At 70.1% G+C, this 18,322-nt stretch carries 18 protein-coding genes; 7 read left to right on the forward strand and 11 right to left on the reverse strand.

Annotated elements, in window-relative coordinates:
- Nucleotide 1: 1 nt before the first annotated feature.
- The 3 genes from sdhD to D0B54_RS16835 are packed head-to-tail and all read right to left on the reverse strand — an operon-like array spanning nucleotide 2 to nucleotide 1,039.
- Nucleotides 2-376 carry a succinate dehydrogenase, hydrophobic membrane anchor protein gene (gene sdhD, locus D0B54_RS16825; RefSeq protein ID WP_117292427.1) on the reverse strand — a complete coding sequence of 125 codons (375 nt, stop codon included), beginning with the start codon at nucleotides 374-376 and terminating at the stop codon, nucleotides 2-4.
- Nucleotides 377-386: 10 nt separating this feature from the next.
- Complete coding sequence (gene sdhC, locus D0B54_RS16830) at nucleotides 387-782, reverse strand: succinate dehydrogenase, cytochrome b556 subunit (protein ID WP_240433449.1); 396 nt, start codon at nucleotides 780-782, stop codon at nucleotides 387-389.
- Between the two features lie 44 nt (nucleotides 783-826).
- Complete coding sequence (locus D0B54_RS16835; RefSeq protein ID WP_240433450.1) at nucleotides 827-1,039, reverse strand: DUF1674 domain-containing protein; 213 nt, start codon at nucleotides 1,037-1,039, stop codon at nucleotides 827-829.
- A 172-nt stretch (nucleotides 1,040-1,211) separates the two neighbouring features.
- Here D0B54_RS16835 and ygfZ point away from each other — a divergent pair, with 172 nt between their 5' ends.
- The 3 genes from ygfZ (at nucleotide 1,212) to D0B54_RS16850 (ending at nucleotide 5,055) form a co-directional block, all read left to right on the forward strand.
- A complete protein-coding gene (gene ygfZ, locus D0B54_RS16840) occupies nucleotides 1,212-2,006 on the forward strand; it encodes a CAF17-like 4Fe-4S cluster assembly/insertion protein YgfZ (RefSeq protein WP_240433451.1) in 795 nt (264 codons plus the stop codon).
- Between the two features lie 94 nt (nucleotides 2,007-2,100).
- Nucleotides 2,101-3,552: a trypsin-like serine peptidase gene (locus tag D0B54_RS16845; protein WP_117292429.1), complete on the forward strand. Its 1,452-nt coding sequence runs from the start codon at nucleotides 2,101-2,103 to the stop codon at nucleotides 3,550-3,552.
- A gap of 75 nt (nucleotides 3,553-3,627) precedes the next feature.
- The gene (locus D0B54_RS16850; protein ID WP_117292430.1) at nucleotides 3,628-5,055 is read left to right on the forward strand and encodes a trypsin-like serine peptidase; all 1,428 of its coding nucleotides are present in this window, start codon (nucleotides 3,628-3,630) and stop codon (nucleotides 5,053-5,055) included.
- A 99-nt stretch (nucleotides 5,056-5,154) separates the two neighbouring features.
- Here the strand turns inward: D0B54_RS16850 and D0B54_RS16855 are convergent, their stop codons facing one another.
- Nucleotides 5,155-6,633 (reverse strand): FAD-dependent oxidoreductase, encoded by a 1,479-nt coding sequence (locus D0B54_RS16855; protein WP_117292431.1) that lies wholly within the window; start codon nucleotides 6,631-6,633, stop codon nucleotides 5,155-5,157.
- A gap of 111 nt (nucleotides 6,634-6,744) precedes the next feature.
- Between D0B54_RS16855 and D0B54_RS16860 the strand changes: the two genes are divergently transcribed.
- Entirely contained in the window at nucleotides 6,745-7,563 is an 819-nt protein-coding gene (locus tag D0B54_RS16860) for an alpha/beta hydrolase family protein (protein WP_117292432.1), read from the forward strand.
- On the opposite strand, the gene D0B54_RS16865 is transcribed toward D0B54_RS16860, so the two are convergent.
- From D0B54_RS16865 to D0B54_RS16875, 3 genes are all read right to left on the reverse strand, one after another.
- Nucleotides 7,560-8,261, reverse strand: a complete 702-nt coding sequence (locus tag D0B54_RS16865; protein ID WP_117292433.1) for a crotonase/enoyl-CoA hydratase family protein — start codon at nucleotides 8,259-8,261, stop codon at nucleotides 7,560-7,562. The two genes, D0B54_RS16860 and D0B54_RS16865, sit on opposite strands and share 4 nt — an antisense overlap.
- A gap of 122 nt (nucleotides 8,262-8,383) precedes the next feature.
- A complete protein-coding gene (locus tag D0B54_RS16870; protein WP_240433452.1) occupies nucleotides 8,384-8,908 on the reverse strand; it encodes a M48 family metallopeptidase in 525 nt (174 codons plus the stop codon).
- A gap of 7 nt (nucleotides 8,909-8,915) precedes the next feature.
- On the reverse strand, nucleotides 8,916-9,134 hold the full coding sequence (locus D0B54_RS16875; RefSeq protein ID WP_117292434.1) for an RNA-binding S4 domain-containing protein: 219 nt from the start codon (nucleotides 9,132-9,134) through the stop codon (nucleotides 8,916-8,918).
- Nucleotides 9,135-9,581: 447 nt separating this feature from the next.
- Between D0B54_RS16875 and D0B54_RS16880 the strand changes: the two genes are divergently transcribed.
- Both D0B54_RS16880 and D0B54_RS16885 read left to right on the forward strand, forming a co-directional pair.
- Nucleotides 9,582-10,832 carry an SPFH domain-containing protein gene (locus D0B54_RS16880; protein ID WP_117292435.1) on the forward strand — a complete coding sequence of 417 codons (1,251 nt, stop codon included), beginning with the start codon at nucleotides 9,582-9,584 and terminating at the stop codon, nucleotides 10,830-10,832.
- Entirely contained in the window at nucleotides 10,832-12,259 is a 1,428-nt protein-coding gene (locus D0B54_RS16885; protein WP_117292436.1) for a hypothetical protein, read from the forward strand. Before D0B54_RS16880 ends, D0B54_RS16885 begins: the two co-directional genes overlap by 1 nt.
- Before the next feature lie 88 nt (nucleotides 12,260-12,347).
- Here D0B54_RS16885 and D0B54_RS16890 read toward each other — a convergent pair whose 3' ends face one another.
- The 4 genes from D0B54_RS16890 to D0B54_RS16905 all read right to left on the reverse strand — a co-directional run bounded on the left by D0B54_RS16890 (nucleotide 12,348) and on the right by D0B54_RS16905 (nucleotide 17,511).
- Complete coding sequence (locus D0B54_RS16890; protein ID WP_117292437.1) at nucleotides 12,348-13,064, reverse strand: 2OG-Fe(II) oxygenase; 717 nt, start codon at nucleotides 13,062-13,064, stop codon at nucleotides 12,348-12,350.
- 176 nt (nucleotides 13,065-13,240) lie between these two features.
- Nucleotides 13,241-15,010, reverse strand: coding sequence for an ABC transporter transmembrane domain-containing protein (locus tag D0B54_RS16895; protein WP_117295327.1), 1,770 nt, complete (start codon nucleotides 15,008-15,010; stop codon nucleotides 13,241-13,243).
- Between the two features lie 105 nt (nucleotides 15,011-15,115).
- Nucleotides 15,116-16,381 (reverse strand): oxygenase MpaB family protein, encoded by a 1,266-nt coding sequence (locus D0B54_RS16900; protein WP_117292438.1) that lies wholly within the window; start codon nucleotides 16,379-16,381, stop codon nucleotides 15,116-15,118.
- Nucleotides 16,378-17,511, reverse strand: a complete 1,134-nt coding sequence (locus D0B54_RS16905) for an NAD(P)/FAD-dependent oxidoreductase (protein ID WP_117292439.1) — start codon at nucleotides 17,509-17,511, stop codon at nucleotides 16,378-16,380. Before D0B54_RS16905 ends, D0B54_RS16900 begins: the two co-directional genes overlap by 4 nt.
- A 94-nt stretch (nucleotides 17,512-17,605) precedes the next feature.
- Here D0B54_RS16905 and D0B54_RS16910 point away from each other — a divergent pair, with 94 nt between their 5' ends.
- Nucleotides 17,606-18,280, forward strand: a complete 675-nt coding sequence (locus D0B54_RS16910) for a TetR/AcrR family transcriptional regulator (RefSeq protein ID WP_117292440.1) — start codon at nucleotides 17,606-17,608, stop codon at nucleotides 18,278-18,280.
- Nucleotides 18,281-18,322 lie beyond the last annotated feature (42 nt).

The following is an 18,322-nucleotide window of genomic DNA, read 5'->3' on the forward strand; positions in this document are numbered from 1 at the left end:
ATTACAGCGCGACGCGCAGGACGGCGTAGACGCTGGCGGCGGCGACGATGGCGTGGAGGAACTTCTGGCCCATCAGCGACAGCAGCTTGAGGCCCTCGTGGTGCACGTAGTCCTCGATGACCACCTGCACGCCCAGCGCGGAGTGGTACAGCATGGTGAGGAGGAACAGCACCAGCACGATCGCGACGCTCGGCGCCGACACCCAGTGGCGCACGGCGTAGTAGTCGCCGCCGGCCAGCTGCGCCAGCGAGAACACGAACCACAGCGTCAGCGGGATCAGGGCAACGGCGGACACGCGCTGCACCCAGAAGTGATGGACGCCGTCCTTGGCGGAACCGAGGCCGCGGGCGCGGCTCAGGGGAGAACGCAGGCTCATCGTCGGCTCCTTAGAGGAAGTAGGCCACGGCCCATGCCGCGACCGTCAGCAGCAGGGAGGCGGCGACCACGGCGTAGCCGCTGCGCGCGGCGGTCTTGAGGTCGAAGCCCCAGCCGATGTCCCAGAACAGGTGGCGGATGCCGTTGCCCAGGTGATACATCAGGGCCCAGCTCCAGCCGAACAGCAGCACCTGCCCGTACCAGGCGGTGAGGTGCACGGCGAACTGCCTGTAGGTCTCGGGGCCCATGGCCAGGGCGATCAGCCAGGCGGCGACCAGCAGCGTACCCACGCTGAGGCCCACACCGGTGACGCGGTGGATGATCGAGAGCAGAGAGGTCCACTGGAAGCGGTAATACTGCCCCAGCATGAAAGGTGACAGGGGACGATTGTCCGCGGGTGTTTTCATTGTCATTCCGGCTCCCAATTCCGGGACGTGAACTGAGTGGAAACTCAGAAGTCGATACAGCGGCCGTTCTTTTCCCAGTCGCCGTAGCGCGTGGGGTCAGGGCCGTCGCGACGGCCACCCACCTCGGGCGCCGGCTCCGGATCCTGCTCTGCCGCCTGATCCGCCGCAGGCTGCGTCTTCTCCAGCAGTTCCGCGAGGGAAACCACGTCATCCGGCTTGATGCTGCCGGCGATATTTGGATCAGTCGAATGCGACACGGACATTTCTGGGCTGCAAAGCCGCAATAGTGTGACAAACTTCTCTTGTGCACCGCAACGTGAATTTCCTGTGAACGCTCGTATTCCACTCGATGAACTCGTTTATATCCGCGTGCAAGGCGCGGATACAGAAAGCTTTTTGCAGGGGCAGCTGAGCAATGACACGCGCCTGGTGAATGAGAACCGTGCGCAGCTCTCCTCCTATAGCAACCCCAAGGGACGCATGCTCGCGGTGCTGGCGCTGTTCCGGCACGGCAATGACACCCTCCTGGAACTGCATCGCAGCGTCGCTGAACCGACACTCAAGCGCCTGCGCATGTTCGTGCTGCGCTCCAAGGTCACGCTGCAGGACTGCACGGCCGAGCTGCCCGCCACCGGCCTGGTCGGCGAATCCGCCGCCGGCTGGCTCGAATCCCTGGGCCTGCCGCTGCCGCAGGAACCGATGCAGAGCGCATCCAGGGACGGCGTGGTGGTGATCCGCCGCCTCGGCGCGGAACCGCGCTGGTCGGTACACGGCCCGGTCGCCGGGCTCGAGTCGCTGCCGGCGGCGGGCTTCGAAGCCTGGCGCCGTGCCGACCTGCGGGCCGGCGTGCCCACGGTCTACGCCGAAACCCGCGAGATGTTCGTGCCGCAGATGGCCAATCTCGACGCGCTGGGCGGCATCAGCTTCAACAAGGGCTGCTACACCGGCCAGGAAATCGTCGCGCGCCTGCATTACCTGGGGCAGCTCAAGCGCCGCATGTTCCTGCTGCGCGCCGCGGTGGCCGCAAAACCCGGCGAACCGGTCTACGACGCCGCCGGCGACGGCCAGGCCGTGGGCGAGGTGGTGGACGCGGTGGCCGACGGTGACGCCACCCTGCTGACCGCCGTGCTGCAGATCAGCCACGCCGGCTCGGAACAGCTGGCGCTGGCGGCGATCGACGGCCCGCGGCTGGGTCCGGCGCAGGCCCTGATTGCTACCACCTGAAGGAGGGGGTCAAACGGCGGCTTTGGCCCGTCCGGAGCCCCCTTCGGAGCGAAGCGCTCCGATATAGTGCGGTCACACCACGGGGGAGATTCCCATGCGCCTGACTGCCTGCCTTGCCCTGCTGCTGGGCCTGCCCAGCTTCGCCGCGTCCGCGGCGCTGTCGCTGGGTGAACTGCCCCTGCAGCTGCTGCCGGCGGGACAGCGCATGGATACCGCCGAGGTGCTGCGCAGCGCTCCCCTGTCCTTCGCCACCGGCGTGCCGCTGTCGCTGAGCGAGCAGGACGGCGCCTGGGACGAACCCAGCCCCGGCACCGCGCGCTGGCGCCTGCGCCTGGGCTCGGCCGGCGCGCTCAACCTCAGCGCGCGGCTGGAACAGCTGGCGCTGCCTGCCGGCGGCGAAATCTGGTTCTCCTCGGCCGATGGCCGCGACGTGCAAGGCCCCTTCCGCGGTGACGGCGAACTGCTGCTGCCGGTGGTGCGCGACGATGAAGCCGTGCTGGAAGCGCGCATGCCGGCGGCCGCGCGCGACGCCTTCCGCCTGCGCATCGCCGAGGCCTTCCACGGCTTCCGCGCACTGGGCAGCGCCGCCCTGCCCGCCAAGGGCGCGCTGGGCGATGCCGACGGCAGCTGCCACATCGACGTCGCCTGCTCCGACGGCAACAACTGGCGCGACCAGATCCGCTCCACCGTGGTCTACACGCGCCTGAACCGCATCCTGCTGGTCAACACCCTGGTGACCTGCTCGGGCGCCATGGTCAACAACACCGCGCAGAACGACCGGCCGCTGGTGCTCACCGCCAATCACTGCGGCATCACCTCGTCCACGCGCATGTCGGACGTGACGGTGTACTTCAACGTGCAGAAATCCAGCTGCGGCAGCAGCAGCGACGGGCCGATCAACCAGGTCATCGCCGGCGGCAGCTTCCTGGCACGCGACAGCGAGTCCGACTTCACGCTGTTCGAACTCGCCTCCCGCCCGCCCTCGTCCTTCGGCGTGCACTACAGCGGCTGGGACGCGCGCACCGGCGTGGCGGCGCGCAGCGGCGTCGGCATCCACCATCCCGGCGGCGACGACAAGAAGATCAGCACGTTCACCAGTTCGGTGCAGTCCATCGAGAACGCCCAGATCGACGCCTTCCAGGTCGACGGCTGGGAAGTGCACTGGGCCCGCGGCGTGACCGAGCCCGGCTCCTCCGGCAGCGGCCTGTGGAACCAGGATCGCCGCCTGGTCGGCACCCTGTCCGGCGGTTCCTCCAGCTGCGGCAATCCCGGCGCCAGCGACATCTACGCCCGCTTCGCGCGCGGCTGGACGGCCAACAGCGCCAGCAGCGGCCAGCTCAAGGCCCACCTGGACCCGACCGGCACCGGCGCCCTGACCCTGAACGGCAAGGACGCAGGCGGCTCGCCCGGTGCGGTGGGCGGCTCCGGGGGCGGAAGTTCCGGGGGCAGCAGCTCCGGTGGCGGTGGTGGCGGTTCGCCGGGCCTGCCGCTGCTGCTGGCGGGCCTCGCGCTGGCGGCGCTGCGCCGGCGGCGGCATACGAACTGAACCAACCGGGTTCACAGACGCGCCGCCGGACGCGGCTATAGTGGTGCGTCCGCATTTTCCAGATTCGCCGCCACCATGATCCTGACCCTGCGCCGCCTGCTCCTGCTGCCCTGCCTGCTGCTGTCCCTGTCCGCCGCCGCGGCGGACTTTCCGCGCCACGGCCTGCCCGGGGCTGACATCGCCGACGCGCTGGACGACGCCAAGGAACACCCGCTGCAATACGCCGTGGGCCTGCCGCTGGATCTCGGCGTGGCCGACGGCGGCTGGGACAGCCCGGCGGCGGGCATCGCGCGCTGGCGCCTGGGTATCGACTCGCAGGGCGCCGAGTCGCTGGCGCTGAGCCTGGAAGACCTGAAGCTGCCGGCCGGCGCCGAGCTGCGCTGGATCGGCGAGGACAGCGGCGACGCGCAGGGCCCGCTGGCTGCCGAGGCTGACGGCAGCCTGCTGCTGCCGGTGGTGCGCGGCGGCCACGCGCTGCTGGAACTGCGCCTGCCGGCCGCGCGCAAGGGCGGGTTCGGCCTGCACATCGTCGAAGCCCAGCATGGCTACCGCGGCTTTCCCACCGCCGGCACCGCCAAGGGCAACTTCGGCACTTCGGGCGCCTGCAACGTCGACGTAGCCTGCTCCGCCGCCAACGACTGGCTGCCGCAGGTGCGGTCGGTGGTGCTGATCACGCTCAACAACCGCGCCCTGTGCACGGGCACGCTGGTCAACAACGTGCGGCTGGATGAAACCCCGTACATCCTCACCGCCAATCACTGCGATCTCGACCAGGTGGCGGCATCGGGCATCCGCGCCTACTTCAACGTCAATCGCGGCGGCTGCGGCAGCGGCAGCAATGGCCGCGTGGACCAGTTCATCACCGCCAAGGAACTGGTGGCGCGCAATCCGACTTCCGACTTCGCGCTGCTGCAACTCCGGGGTCCCGCCGATGGCGCGCCCCCGGTCACCAACTACAACGTCTACTTTGCCGGCTGGGATGTCAGCGGCACCACCCCCAGCTCCGGCGCGGCGATCCACCACCCCAGCGGCGACGACAAGAAGATCAGCCGCTACAGCGGCGGGGTCAGCAAGAAGAACAACACCGCCGTGGGCGATTTCACGGTGGATGCCTGGGAAGTGTTCTGGAACAGCGGCACCACCGAGGGCGGCTCCTCGGGTGCCGCGCTGTGGAACCAGAGCGGCCGCGTCATCGGCACGCTCTCCGGCGGCTCCGCCAACTGCAGCGGCAGCCAGCCCAACGACAAGCCCGACTACTTCGGCCGCCTGGAACTGGCCTGGCTCGGCGAGGACAAGGCGATCGGCAACAACCTGAAAATCTACCTGGATCCGGACAACAGCGGCACCACCGTGCTGAACGGCCTCAACCGCGGCGTCGATCCGCCGCCGGCGACGGAACCGCCAAGCAGCGGCGGCGATGGTGGTGGCGGTGGCGGCGCGCTGCCGGCATCGCTGCTGGCACTCCTGCTGACGCTGGGAGCGCTGCGCCGGGCCAGGCGCTAAACCTCGACTGCGAAGTCAGTAGCCCGGATGAAATCCGGGATGAGTCAGCGCAACCCCCGGATTGCATCCGGGCTACTGCGCTGCGGCGATGCCTGAGGCTCAGGGGTTAGCAGCCCGCTTGCCCGCCTGCCGCCCGAAGAAAGTCGCGTCCGCCAGCGACATGCCTGAGCTGTAGCCCGCGCCCCAGCGCGGCAGACCGCAGGCGCTGCGCCCCGCGGCATACAACCCCGCGATGGGCTGGCGCGCCGCATCCAGCACTTCTCCGGTCGGCAGCGTGTCGAGCCCGCCCAGCGTGAAGCTGAAATAGGCGGCATGATCGATGCGGCAGTCCAGCGCGACGAACGGCCCCTGCGTCAGCGGGCGCAGCCACTTCGCGGCCTTGCGGAACAGCGGGTCCTGGCCCTGCGCGGCGTGGCGGTTGTACAGCTCCACGGTAGAGACCAGCGCGCCCTCCGGGAGCTCCAGCTCGCGCTCCACTTCCTGCCAGCTGTCGCCGGTGGCGCCGATGGTGATTTTCGCGAACTGGCCGAAGTCGGGCTCGGCGAAAATCTCGCGATCCAGCAGCAGCCAGAAGCGGTCGCCGGACTGCTGCAGGATGTGCTGCGCGACGCGGCCGTGGTAGCAGTCCTCGTTGATGAAGCGCTGGCCGCGCGCGTTGATGAAGATGCCCTTGATCAGCTGCTCCGGCGGATACCAGGGCAGCGTCACGAAGCCCTGGTCCATGTGGATGGCGTGGCCGCCCGCGCCCTGGCCGAGCTGGATGCCGGAGCCATCGTCCACCGTGCCGATCGGCATGTTGGCGCGCTGCAGCTGCGGCGCATGCTGGCGCAGCAGGTCCTTGTTCATGATGTAGCCGCCGGCGCAGAGCACCACGCCGCGCGTAGCCCGCAGGAAGGAGTCCTGTCCATCGCGGCGCAGCACCAGCCCGGCCACGCGGCCGGATTCGTCCACGATCAGCGCCGCGGCTCGCGTGTCGTAGCGCACTTCGACCGCGGACTCGGCGACACGCGCCGCCAGCACATCCATCAGATAACGCCCGCCGCCCAGGCCCATCCACTGCGGCGTGTGCCCGCGCGGGCAAGGCTTGGCGTTCTCCGAGAACGGCCAGGCTTCCTCGCTGCCGCTCCAGATCAGGCAGTCGTCGGTGAAGGGCTCGACGATGCGCTGCGGGATGAAGGAATCCTTGTAGACCAGGCCCTGCGCCTGCATCCACTCGAAGTGCGCCAGGCTGCCCTCGGCATAGGCGCGCACCTTGGCGGCGTCGGCGTCGGGACCGCCGGCCATCAGCAGGTAGCGATACAGGTCCTCGGTGTCGTCGGTGAAACCGGCGGCGCGCTGCTGCGGCGTACCGCCGTTGCCGCCGACGTACATCTCGCCGCCGGACAGCGCCGAGGTGCCGCCGCTGCCGGAAGTGGCTTCCAGCAGCGTCACCTTCGCCCCCGCACGCACCGCCTCCAGCGCCGCGCAGGCACCGGCAGCACCGAAGCCCACCACCGCCACCCCGGTCTCCGCATCCCAGCGAGGCACCTCGGCGAGACGGCAGGGACGGCTGCGGGAATAGGCGGGCTGGGCTGACACGGGTTTCTCCTCGGGCGGCCATGGTCGGCTCTGGCGGCAAGCCTAAGCCGCTACGCAGGGCGTTCCCTCCTCCGCAAGGACGAGCCGCAGGCGAAGCGCTAGAGTGGATGCATGCGCCCGTTCCGGATGCTGCTGTGCCTGCTCGCGGCCTTCGCCTTGCCGGCCACGGCCGCGCCGCTGCGGCTAGCCTATGGCGATGCGACGCAGCAATACGGCCTGCTGCACCTGCCCGCAGGCCAGGGACCGCATCCGGTGCTGGTGCTGATGCACGGCGGCTGCTGGCAGCACAGCATTGCCGGCCCTGAACACCTGGAGCCGCTGGCCGCCTCGCTGGGCCGCGCCGGCTGGGCGGTGTGGAACATCGAGTATCGCGGCGTCAACGAAGCCGGCGGCGGCTGGCCCGGGACCTTCCGCGACGTGGCGGCGGCGGTCGATCATCTGCGCACGCTCGCCAAGGACCGTCCGCTGGACCTGCAGCGACTGGCCTTCGCCGGGCACTCGGCCGGCGGACACCTGGCGCTGTGGGCAGCCAGCCGCCCTCGATTGCCCGCGACCAGTGCGCTGTTCTCGCAGGCACCGCTATTGCCGCAGCGCGTCCTGGGCCTGGCAGCGATCGCCGATCTCGCGCGCTACCCGCAGGACAACCCCGCCTGCGGCGCGGCCATCCCGCAGTTGATCGGCAAGGCAGCACTACGCGAGGTGTCGCCGCTGCAGATGCTGCCGCCGGCAGCGTCCGTCACTTTGCTGACCGGCGCCGACGACCTGATCGTGCCACTCTCGCAGGCCAGCAACTACGCGCGCGCCGCGACAACTGCCGGCGCGACGGTACAGGTCCGCAGCATCCCCGGCGACCACTTCGCCCTGGTGGCAGCCGATGGCGCCGCCCTGCAGGCGATCCTGTCGGCCCTGAAGGATGTGGCCGCGCGCTAGCCGAACATCTTGCGGAACTCCGCCTCGTCGGCCTCGATGGCCGCACGGAGTGCCGTCAGGCCCGGTGCCCGCGCACGCAGCTTGGTGGCGGCGAAGGCGGCGCGGTTGAGCTTGAACAGGCCGGCGGCAGCGGCCCTGGCCTCGGCCAGCAGTTGCTCCTGCGGCACGACGCGATCGAGGAAGCCCGCATCCACGGCAGCGGCAGGCGTGAAGATCTCGGCGTTGGTGACGGCGCGTCCGAAATGCGTGACCGCCAGGCGCATGCGGCAGATCTCGGTGGCCGCGTAGGGCATGGTCAGGCCGATGGCAACTTCGTTGGCGCCGATCTTGAAGGCGCCCTCGGCCCCCAGGCGCAGGTCGCCGCAGAGCAGCAGGAACGAAGCCATCGCCAATGCGTGCCCGCCCGCGGCGATCACCACCGGGCGCGGAAACTTCAGCAGGCGCTCGGCCAGCAGGAAGCCACCGATCACCAGCTCACGCGTCGGCGGACCGCCGGCGCCCATCACCGCGAGATCGAAGCCACCCGAGAACATGCCCTCGCGGCCGGTGAGCACCACCGCCGCGCGATCCGAATCGGAGCGGTCCAGCGCTTCGTTCAGCGCCACCAGCATCGCCGGCGACAGCGCGTTGGCCTTGCCGTTGTTCAGCGTCAGCGTCGCGATGCCGTCCTGCAGCTCGTAGTTGACCAGCGTGTCCATGGGAAACCTCCGGTAATGAGAAAAGTGATGGCCCCAGCCTAGGCACGGTCAGCCTGCGGCGGCAATGGCCGAAGTCACGGTAATTCATATTTTCAGAGGTCCGAGGACACTTGAACCTTGTCTCAGGGATCGACGACTGCAGCGGAAGCCAGCGCCCGCTGCAGCAACAGCAGCCGCAGATCGAACTCCACCTGGTGGTAGTCCGGCAGCATGTGCCGGCACAACTGGTAGAAGGCCTTGTTGTGCTCGCGCTCGCGCAGGTGCGCCAGCTCGTGCACCACCACCATCTCGAGGAACTCCGGCGCGGTCTCCTTGAACAGGCCGGAGACGCGAATCTCGGCCTTGGCCTTGAGCCTGGCCCCCTGCACCCGCGAGATCGCGGTGTGCAGGCCCAGCACGTTCTGCAGCACGTCCATCTTGTTCTGCCACTGCACCTTGTGCAGCGGCGGCGAACTCTTCATGTACGCCTGCTTGTATTCCTGCACGTAGTCATGGAGCGCGCCGTCGGTCTGGATGGCGTGCCGGCCGGGGTAGCGCTGCGCCAGGTGCCCGGCCAGGCGCCCCTGCTCCACCAGCTGGCGCACCTGCGCCTGCAGGTTCTCGGGGTAGGCGCCGAGGTAGCGGCGCAGTGTCGCCTCCACGCTCACGGCCGGCTCAGACCGCCTTCACGCGGATGCGCAGGCCCTCGCAGACCACCACCTGGCCGACGCGGATCTTGGCGGTCTTGCGGCTCTCGGGCGCGCCGTCCACGGTCACCAGGCCCTCGGCCACCAACTGCTTGCCGGCACCGCCGGAGTCGCAGATGCCGGCCAGCTTGAGGAGCTGGTTCAGCTCGATGAATTCACGGTCCAGCTCGAAATCGACGGTTTTCATGGGCGCATTTTAAGAGCTTATCCGTAAGTAAAACACGCACGCGACGGCGTGCCATTTTCGTGTCCCGCCAACCCTATCGACCCGCGGTGTACTTGACGTACATAAGGGGCGATAGGGGCCGCGGGGCGCGAAAATGGCCCCGTCCCTCCGGGTTGCGCCGGAAATCGCGCCATGCGGCGCCGGCCGCCGCTTATTTGGAACCACCAAACCGCGCGGCGGCCGACTTGCCTGGCGCGATTTCTGGCAGCAACGCGTGCGTGTTTTACTTACGGATAAGCTCTAAGCGCTGCACCAGTTCTGCACGAAATTCCGCCGGACTTGCACTACCGCGCCACGGCCGGCGCACGCCCGCCGCCCAGACTCTGTTTCCAGCAGCGGTTCCTTCCGGGCCACCGCTGCGGCGGCCGGGGACGGCCGCTCCCGGTCCGGGTTTCAGGGAGCAGGCACATGCAGGATCAGATTCAGGAAGATGCGCAGGAAGAACCCCCGGCCGGTCCGCGGAGCTGGCGGGAACAGCTGGGCGCGGTCGGGGAGGCTGCCGGCAGCGCCGCCTGGCGCCGTCGCGGCCGGCTGTTCGCACTGGGGCTGGTCGCCACGGCCGCCTATGCCCTCTACCAGTCGCCGCCGCTGCAGACCGTGCCGGCAGGTGAAGTCGCCGTGCGCAGCGACCGCCTGTTCGGCGGCCAGCGCGTATTCGGCGCCGGCCCGGTGTTCGCCCTGCCCGGCCTGCACGGGCTGCGCCTCTATTCGCTGCGCGACCGGGTGCTGCGCCCGGCGGACAGTGCCCGCGCCGACGGCAATGCGCCGTTCCAGTCCAAGGAAGGCCTGTCGCTGGGCGTGGACCTGAGCCTGCGCTACGCCCTGGACCCCAGGCAGATCACCGAGATCGCCCGGCAGTTGCCCGAAGACATCGATCACGACGTGGTGGAGCCGGCCCTGCACGGCGTGATCTACCGCATCTTCACCCGCTACACCGTCAAGGAGATCTTCTCCACCAAGCGCGCCGAGATCCAGCAGCAGATCGCCGCCGAGCTGAAACCGCGCCTGGCCGCCGACGGCATCCTGCTGCGCGACGTGCAGCTGGGCAACGTCGACCTGCCGCGCGAGTACCGCAACGGCATGGACCAGCTGCTGGCCGAGGAACTGGCCACCGAGAAGATGCAGTACACCCTGGCGCTGAAGGACCAGCAGGTGAAGGAGACGGCGCTGGAAGCCGACGCCGACAAGGTGCGCCGCGAGAAGGCCGCCGAAGCCGCCGGCAACGAGCAGATCATCGCCGCCCGCGCGCAGCAGGAAGCGATGAAACACGTGCTGCCGTTCAAGGAAAAACAGATCGAGCAGCGCAAGCTGGAAGCCGAGGCCGAGAAGATCTCGCGCATCCGCTACGCCGAGGGCAATGCCGAGGCGCGCCGCATCGAGGCCTCCGGCGAGGCCGACTCGCGCCAGAAGCTGGCCGACGCCGAGACCTACCGCCTGGAGCACATCGGCAAGGTCACCAGCGGGCAGATGGAACGCGATGGCGAACTGCTCAGCAAACACCCGCTGCTGATCCAGAAGATCATGGCCGACAAGCTGTCCGACAAGGTACAGGTGATCATCGCCTCGCCGCCGGCCAGCGGCGGCTTCATCGGCTCCGCCCTGCTCGGCCAGAACAGCCCGCCGGCCGTGGCTACCGCCGCCGTCGAGGAGAGCGAGTGATGCTGCTCGCCACCCTCACCGCCCTGGCGATCGTCGCCCAGGACGACACCGCGCTGCGCGCCGCTGCGCGCGACAGTGCGCAGCAGCAGGCGCAGCTGTGGCAGGGCGACACGCTGGAGGTGCGCGGCGAGCGCCTGGGCTTCCTGCAGGTCTGGGACCATGAGCGTGAGCGCGGCGGCTACGTCCGCGCCACGCAGCTGCGGCTGCTGGAAGCCGATGAAGCGCATGCGCCCGAACTGCTGGCGGTGCTGCGCTTCCTGCGCGATACCCCGGGCCAGGAGTCCCTGGGCATCGCCTACGCCGCCGCCTATCTCAAGGCGGCGCCGGCAGCGAAGATCGACGCCGAACCCTTCGACGCGCTCGGCGTCATGGGCGAGCGCCTGGCGCGGCGCGGTTCCGGCAAGCAGGCCAAGGCCGACGAGGTGCGCACCGCCGGCCACCTCGACACCGCGCGGCACTACGGGCTGACCTTCACGCAGTTCGAGCGCGACGACGGCCGCGTCCAGCTGTGCTACGAGGGCGACGCCTTCCGCCGCGTGCTGAGCCTGCTGGCCACGCCGGCCCAGCGGGCGCGCGCGGCGCTGGCGCTGACGCGCCACGACTGCGTCGATCCGGCCACGCGCCCGCTGGAGCGCGTGCAGTTCGACCAGTGGCGCGCGGAACTGCTGGACCGCGTGGACCTGGCCAGCCAGGATGGCACCACGGCCACGCGCATCCGCCTGCGCCGCGCCGGTGTCTGGTCGGCCCTGGCCTATGCCCATGCACGCCGTGCCGACGGCACCGTGGCCGCCGCCGCGGCCGAAACCCGCGCGCTGGAAGCGCTGGCCGGCGTGGACCGTGCGCAATTGCCCGAGGACGAGCAGCGCGCCTACACCGAGGCAGCCGTGCGCGTCGGCGCTTCGCGCTGGGCGATGGAACCCGCGGCGGTGCCGGCAGCCAGCGCGAAGCTGGCGGTGACGACAGCAGCCGGCGAACCCGGCGAGACCTGCGTACTGCTGACCGGCCCGAAGAACGACGCGAAGAACCCCCTGCTGCGCCGCTGCACCTATGGCCGCGTCTGGAACGCATCGGCGCGCGCCAATGCGGGCGGCACCGCGCTGGCCCTGTCGGTACAGCCGCTCGACACCTGGCTGGAGCTGTGGGTGTTCACGCAGACCGACGGCGCCTGGAGCGTGCAGGTGCTGCCGCCGGCGGCCGCGGCGCCGGGCATCGGCTACGTCGAGTTCGCCGGCTGGGTGCCCGGCGGCAAGCAGATCCTGGCGGCGCGCGAGGCGCGCATCGACGGCCGCTGGTTGCGCAGCTACGAGCTGGTGTCGCTGGCCACGCTGCTCACCGAGCGCGCGGCATCGGAGCCGGCGCACCTGACGCCGTTCTATCGCTGGCAGTCGGCGGACTGGAAGCAGCGCACGGTCAGCCTGCGTCAATGAACCCAATGGGCGAAAGAACGTAGGAGCGGCCGGTGGCCGCGAAGGCAGGTCGTCGCGGCCACCGGCCGCTCCTGCAGCAATCGGATCCCTAGCTCGCGTCGTGGAAGATCACACCCAGCGTATGGCGATGCCCCGACCGCAGACGGCTGACGCCATGCCTCAGGTTCACACGATAGGCGCCACGGCTGCCGCTGGCCGGCCGATGGTGCACGGCGAAGATCACCGCGTCCCCCTGCGCCAGCGGCACCACCTCCACCCGCGATTGCCGTCGCGGGCGCTGCTCGGTCAGCACGAACTCGCCGCCCTCGAAATCCCGCTGCGGCTGCGACAGCAGCACTGCCGCCTGCAGCGGGAATACCTGTTCGCCGTAGAGGTCCTGGTGCAGGCAGTTGTAGTCGCCGGCGCGATAGCGCAGCAGCAGCGGCGTCGGACGCTGCTGGCCGGCTGCATGGCAGCGTTCGAGGAATTCATCGAGGGACTCGGGATAGCGCGGAGCAAGCCCCATGATCCCGTTCCAGCGGTTGGCCAGCGGCGCCAGCTGCGGATACAGCGCCTGGCGCAGGCCCTCGACCGCCGGCGGCAGCGGGTAGCCAAAGTACTGGTACTCGCCCTGACCGTAGCCATGGCGCGCCATGACCACGCGGCTGCGGAAGCGTGAAGCCTCGTCGTACATCCACGTCAGGGCACTGCATTCCTCGGACTCCAGCAAGGCCGGCAGCAGCGACCAGCCCTGCGCGTCCAGTTCCCGGGTGATGCGCGGCCAGTCCTGGGCCTCGATCCGCTGCTGCCACTGCGCCTGCTGCATGCCACCGCTCCGTGATCCGATGGCGGACTTTAGCTCTATGGTGGGCAGGAAACGCTCTGCTTCTTGCGGTCAGTAAAATCCCGAACCGTTCATATCGAGTAGCGCAGCGTCCCTCGATACAGCCCGCAAAGCGGGCCACTCGGGATGAACGGTTCGTGAGAATGGGTTAACAGGCCCTAAGCAACCAGCTGCAGGTTCGCCAGCCTCGCGTACAAGCCACCCTGCTGCAGCAGCTGCGCCGGCGTACCGGTTTCCACGATGCGCCCATGCTCCAGCACGATGATGCGGTCGGCCTTGCGCACGGTGGCGAGGCGGTGGGCGATGATCAGGGTGGTGCGGTCGCGCATCGCCGCTTCCAGGCCCTGCTGCACCAGGGCCTCGCTCTCGGCGTCGAGCGCGCTGGTGGCTTCGTCCAGCAGCAGCAGCGGCGGGTTGCGCAGCATGGCGCGGGCGATGGCGATGCGCTGGCGCTGGCCGCCGGACAGGCGCAGGCCGCGCTCGCCCAGGAAGGTCCTGTAGCCCTGCGGCAGCCGCGCGATGAACTCGTCGGCCAGCGCGGCGCGGGCGGCCGCCATCACTTCCTCGTCGCTGGCGCCGGCGCGGCCGTAGCGGATGTTCTCCATGGCGTCGGCCGAGAAGATCACGGCGTCCTGCGGCACCAGGCCGATCTGCGCGCGCAGCGCCGCCGGATCGAGCTGGCGCAGGTCGATGCCGTTGAAGCGGATGGTCCCGCCGCTGACGTCGTAGAAGCGCAGCAGCAGCTGGAACACGGTGGTCTTGCCGGCGCCGCTGGGCCCGACCAGGGCCACGGTCTCGCCCTCGCGCACCTCCAGCGTGACGTCGGCCAGCGCAGCGGTCTTGGGCCGCGAGGGATAGTGGAAGCGCACGTTCTCGAAGGCGATGCGTGCCTGCCGCGCCGGCGGCAGCGCCAGCGGCGCATCCGGCGCGCGGATCACGGCCTCGGCCGCCAGCAGTTCCATCAGGCGCTCGGTGGCGCCGGCGGCGCGCATGATGTCGCCCCAAACCTCGGCGATCACGCCGATGCCGCTGGCGGTGAACATGGCGTAGAGGATGAAGGAGGCGAGTTGGCCGGCGCTCATGGAGCCGGCGATCACCGCCTGCGCGCCCAGCCACAGCACGAACACCACGGCGCCGAACACCCCGCCGATGGCGGTGGCGGTCATCGCCGCGCGCAGGCGCGTGCGGCGGATCGCGGAGGCGAAGCTGGCCTCCACCGTGACGCTGTAGCGCGCGCCCTCGTCGCCTTCCTTGGTGAAGGCCTGCACGGTGGGAATGGCGTTGAGGATCTCGCCGGCCAGGGCCGAGGTGTCCGCGATGCGGTCCTGAGACTCGCGCGACAGGCGCCGGATGCCACGCGCGGTCAGTATCAGCGGCAGCACCACCAGCACCAGCATGACCAGGGTCACCACGAACAGCTTGGCGCTGGTCACCGCCAGCATCACCAGGCCGCCGAGGAACTGGAAGAAGCTGCGCAGGCCCATCGACACCGAGGAGCCGACCACGGTCTGCACCAGGGTGGTGTCGGCGGTGAGGCGCGACAGCACCTCGCCGGTACGGGTGTATTCGAAGAACTGCGGCGACTGCGCCAGCATGCGGCGGTAGACCGCGTCGCGCAGGTCGGCGGTGACGCGCTCGCCGATCCAGCTGACGTAGTAGAAGCGCCCCGCCACTGCCGCGCCCCACAGCAGGGCGATGCCGAACAGCGCCAGGAAGTAGCCGTTGACGGCAGCTCCCGCGACGAAGCCATGGTCGATCAGCTGGCGCACGGCCAGCGGCACCAGCAGCATCACCACCGAGGCCAGGCACAGCAGCAGGAAGGCAAACAGCACCTGGCCGCGGTAGGGCCTCAGGAACGGCCAGAGCCCGCCCAGGGCCACCAGGCGCCGGCGCGCGGCCGGGCCGGGCGGGCTCAGCGTTTCCAGCATCTCGGTGGGATTGGCGGGTTCGGGCTTGGCGGAATCGGGGGTGGCGGGTTCAGTCATGGCGGGCGGAACGATAGCATCGGCCGGCCCTGCCCTGCCCCCCGCAGTTCAGCGCGTGAACTGCGATACCGCGGTGTACTCGGCCTTGCGCTCGTGCATGTGGTGGGCGAACCAGCGGCGCAGGCGCCACTCGGCGTGGCGGTAGGCCAGGCGCTCCAGCGGCGGGCAGCCGCGGCGCAGCGTCTCCCACAGGAACAGCAGCGGGAACCCGGCCAGCGGGTAGAGGTTCCACAGGCCGGCCGAGGGAATGCCGGCGCGGCGCCGTGTCGGCCCGCTGACGAAGCAGTTGACCGTGCCGAGCAGGATGCGATGCTCCAGCCAGTCGCGCAGGCGCCGGCCCCAGGTCTGGCCTGCCTGGCCCGGCGCGAGGAAGGCCTGGGCGAAGGAGCGGCTCAGCGAAATGAAGTCCTCGCCGGCGCCATCCACGCCCTTGGTGAAGACGTAGTAGCCGAACTGCGCAGCATCGGAAATATTCTCCGGGTACCAGCGCGGCTGCACGCCCATGACGTGACCGACATAGCGCCAGAAATGCATGATCGCGAGCTTCTCCTCGCGCGTCGGCCGGAAGCCCATCAGCTGCAGGTGCAGGGCCGGCATGATCGAGCCGGCCATCAGCGTGATCAGCGCATCGGCCTGGCTGATCGGCACGCCCCAGTCCTGCTCGCGCCACAGCGGATGCTTGAGCAGGCGGCGGCGCACGAAGACGTGCATCACGCGCACGCGCATCGCCGTCTTGCGGCCGACGCCGCCGGGATCCATGCCGCCGGCATCGGACACATCGCGCCAGAACGCGGCGGTCTCCAGGAAGCGCTGGCGTGTGCTGTCGGCGACGTAGGCGCCGGTCATGACCAGCGGCTTGGCGACGCTGTTCTCGCGATAGCCTTCCAGCGTCACCGCGCCCATGTAGCGGTAGATCGTCGGGCCGTAGCGGCGGAACAGGCGGCGGCCCAGCTCGAACTGGCGCGCGTCGTACCAGTTGGGCGGCGTCTCCAGTTCCGCGAACAGGCGGCGCATCGACGCCGGCGCATCGGGCACGGCATCGATCCCCCGCTCCAGTGCCAGGTCCAGCAGGCGCCGGCCCTCGGCGGCGCCGGGGCCGTGGAGATAGACCTCGTCGACGAAGGCCTCGGCGACCGGATCGGCCTCGTAGTACATCTCGCCCAGCGTGCGCAGCACCGGCTCGGGCAGGTCGGGCCCGACGCCGACGATGCGCTGGAACCAGCGGCGCACCGGCTGGAGCTTCGGCTGCGCCTGGTTTTCGCGGTAGCGGAATTCGCTGGGCTGGCGCAGCGGCGCCTCGGCGGGAGTATTCATGAGCGGTTCTCCAGCGGCAGCGGGACGGCAGCGGCGGCCACGGGGTCGCGCGCGGGGTAGCCCAGCTGGCGACGGTAGCGCGGCAGCAGCAGGTCGCGACCTTTCAGCAGCGAGGTGACGCGGTCGCCGAAGACCATGCCCTCGCGCCCCAGCGGCAGCACGCTGGAACCGGCGGAGGGACCCAGCGGCACCACCAGCGGCTGCACCGGCCAGGGACGGTAGGGCCGCAGGCGCTCGATGGACGCGCCGCCCGCGAGCGACTTGAGCAGGCCGGCAAGCCAGGGCACTTGCCGGGTCACGGCGATGGCCGTCATCGGGTCGCCGGTGGCGCCGACATCGCCCGCGACGAACAGGCGCTGCATCCCTTGCGGGCGCAGCCAGGGGTCGAGCTGCGCGCGGCCGCGGGTGTCGAACGGCAGGCCCGGCAGGGCGCGCAGCAGCGCGGCATCCGGCACCGCGCCGGTGCTGGCGAAGACCAGGTCGGCCTCCAGCAGCGTGCCGTCGGACAAGGCCAGCACCGCGGGTCCTTCCGACAGGCCGGCAGCGGTCACGCCCAGCTTCAGGCCGATGCCGCGTGCCCGCAGCTGCGCGGCGAGTCGCTCGCCCAGGCGCGGATTGAAGCCTGCGCAGAGCTGCTGCGTGGCGCTGACCAGGTGCAGGGCCTTGCCGGGGTGCGCGGCAGCGATCTCGCCGGCCAGTTCCACGCCTACCGGGCCGCCGCCGACGATCGCCACCGAGCGCGCCTGCAGCAGGCGCTGGTGCAGCGCCGCGCCGGCGGAGAGAAAATCGGCCGCGTTTTCCGTCTGCGGCTTGAACGGGCCGTTGTGGCGCGAGCCGGTGGCGACGACGACGTAGTCGGCCTCGAGCTGGCGTCCGTCGGCGAGCGTCACGCCCTGCTCCGTTACCGCCGCCGCGCGCGCCTGCAGCACGGTGCCGCGGCGCAGCAGGCGGTCGTAGGGGACGGCCAGCTGCCGCAGCAGCGGCGGCCCTTCGGCGAGCGCGCGGATCGCCGCGAGGTTGTGGACAAAGCGGTCCCTCGGTTCGATCATCCGGACCTCGAACCGGCGATCCAGGGCCTTCGCCAGACCCATGCCGGCATAGCCGCCGCCGACGATGACAATGCGTTTCATCCCATTTCTCCTGCCGCTGCCGTCATCCCCGGGCTGCCACCCGCCGACGGTCTGTTGCAGTATATTAAGCACATGCTCAATATAAATTCAATGCATGCTCAATAAAACACCCAAGGGCGGTTCCGCCGGGGTTGCCGGACGCCGTCCGGGACGGCCGGCGCGCGACGCCGGCGGGCCGGGACGCGAGGCCTTGCTGGAAGCGGCGCTGCGGCAGTTCGCCGAGTCCGGCTACGAGGGCGCGTCGCTGCGCCGGCTGGCCTCGGAGCTGGGTGTCAGCGATACCCTGCTGGTCCACTACTTCGGCTCCAAGGAAGCCATGTGGCAGGAAGCGGTGACCCTGGCGGCAGAACCCATGGAGGCACAGCTGCGCGCGGTGCTGGAGCATCCGCCCGGCGGCGACCCGCTGGCCGGCCTGCGCGGCAGCATCCGCCTGGTGTTGCAGCTGGCGGCGACGCGGCCGCCGATCCTGCGCCTGGCCTTCCGCGAGGAGGGCGGCGACTCGGAGCGCGCGCGGCAGTTGCGCGAGCGCTTCATGGAACCCTACCTGGACTACGTCGATACGGTGCTGGCGCAGTGCCGCCGCCGCGGCCTGATCGTGGCGACGCCCGACGCCAGCCTGCACGCGATGATCGTCGGTGCCGTGCGCCTGCTGGTGGAGCCCGGCGTGCTGCGCCGGCGAGGCGAGGCGCTGCGGGCAGACCCGACGGCGCAGGAGCGCTACATCGAAGGCGTGATGCAGCTGCTGTTCGAGGGACTGCGCCAGCGCTGACCGTCATTCGGACGAGGTGCGCCAGGCCCCGCCGACGCAGAC

The sequence above is a fragment of the Solimonas sp. K1W22B-7 genome, assembly GCF_003428335.1.
Lineage (GTDB): Bacteria > Pseudomonadota > Gammaproteobacteria > Nevskiales > Nevskiaceae > Solimonas_A.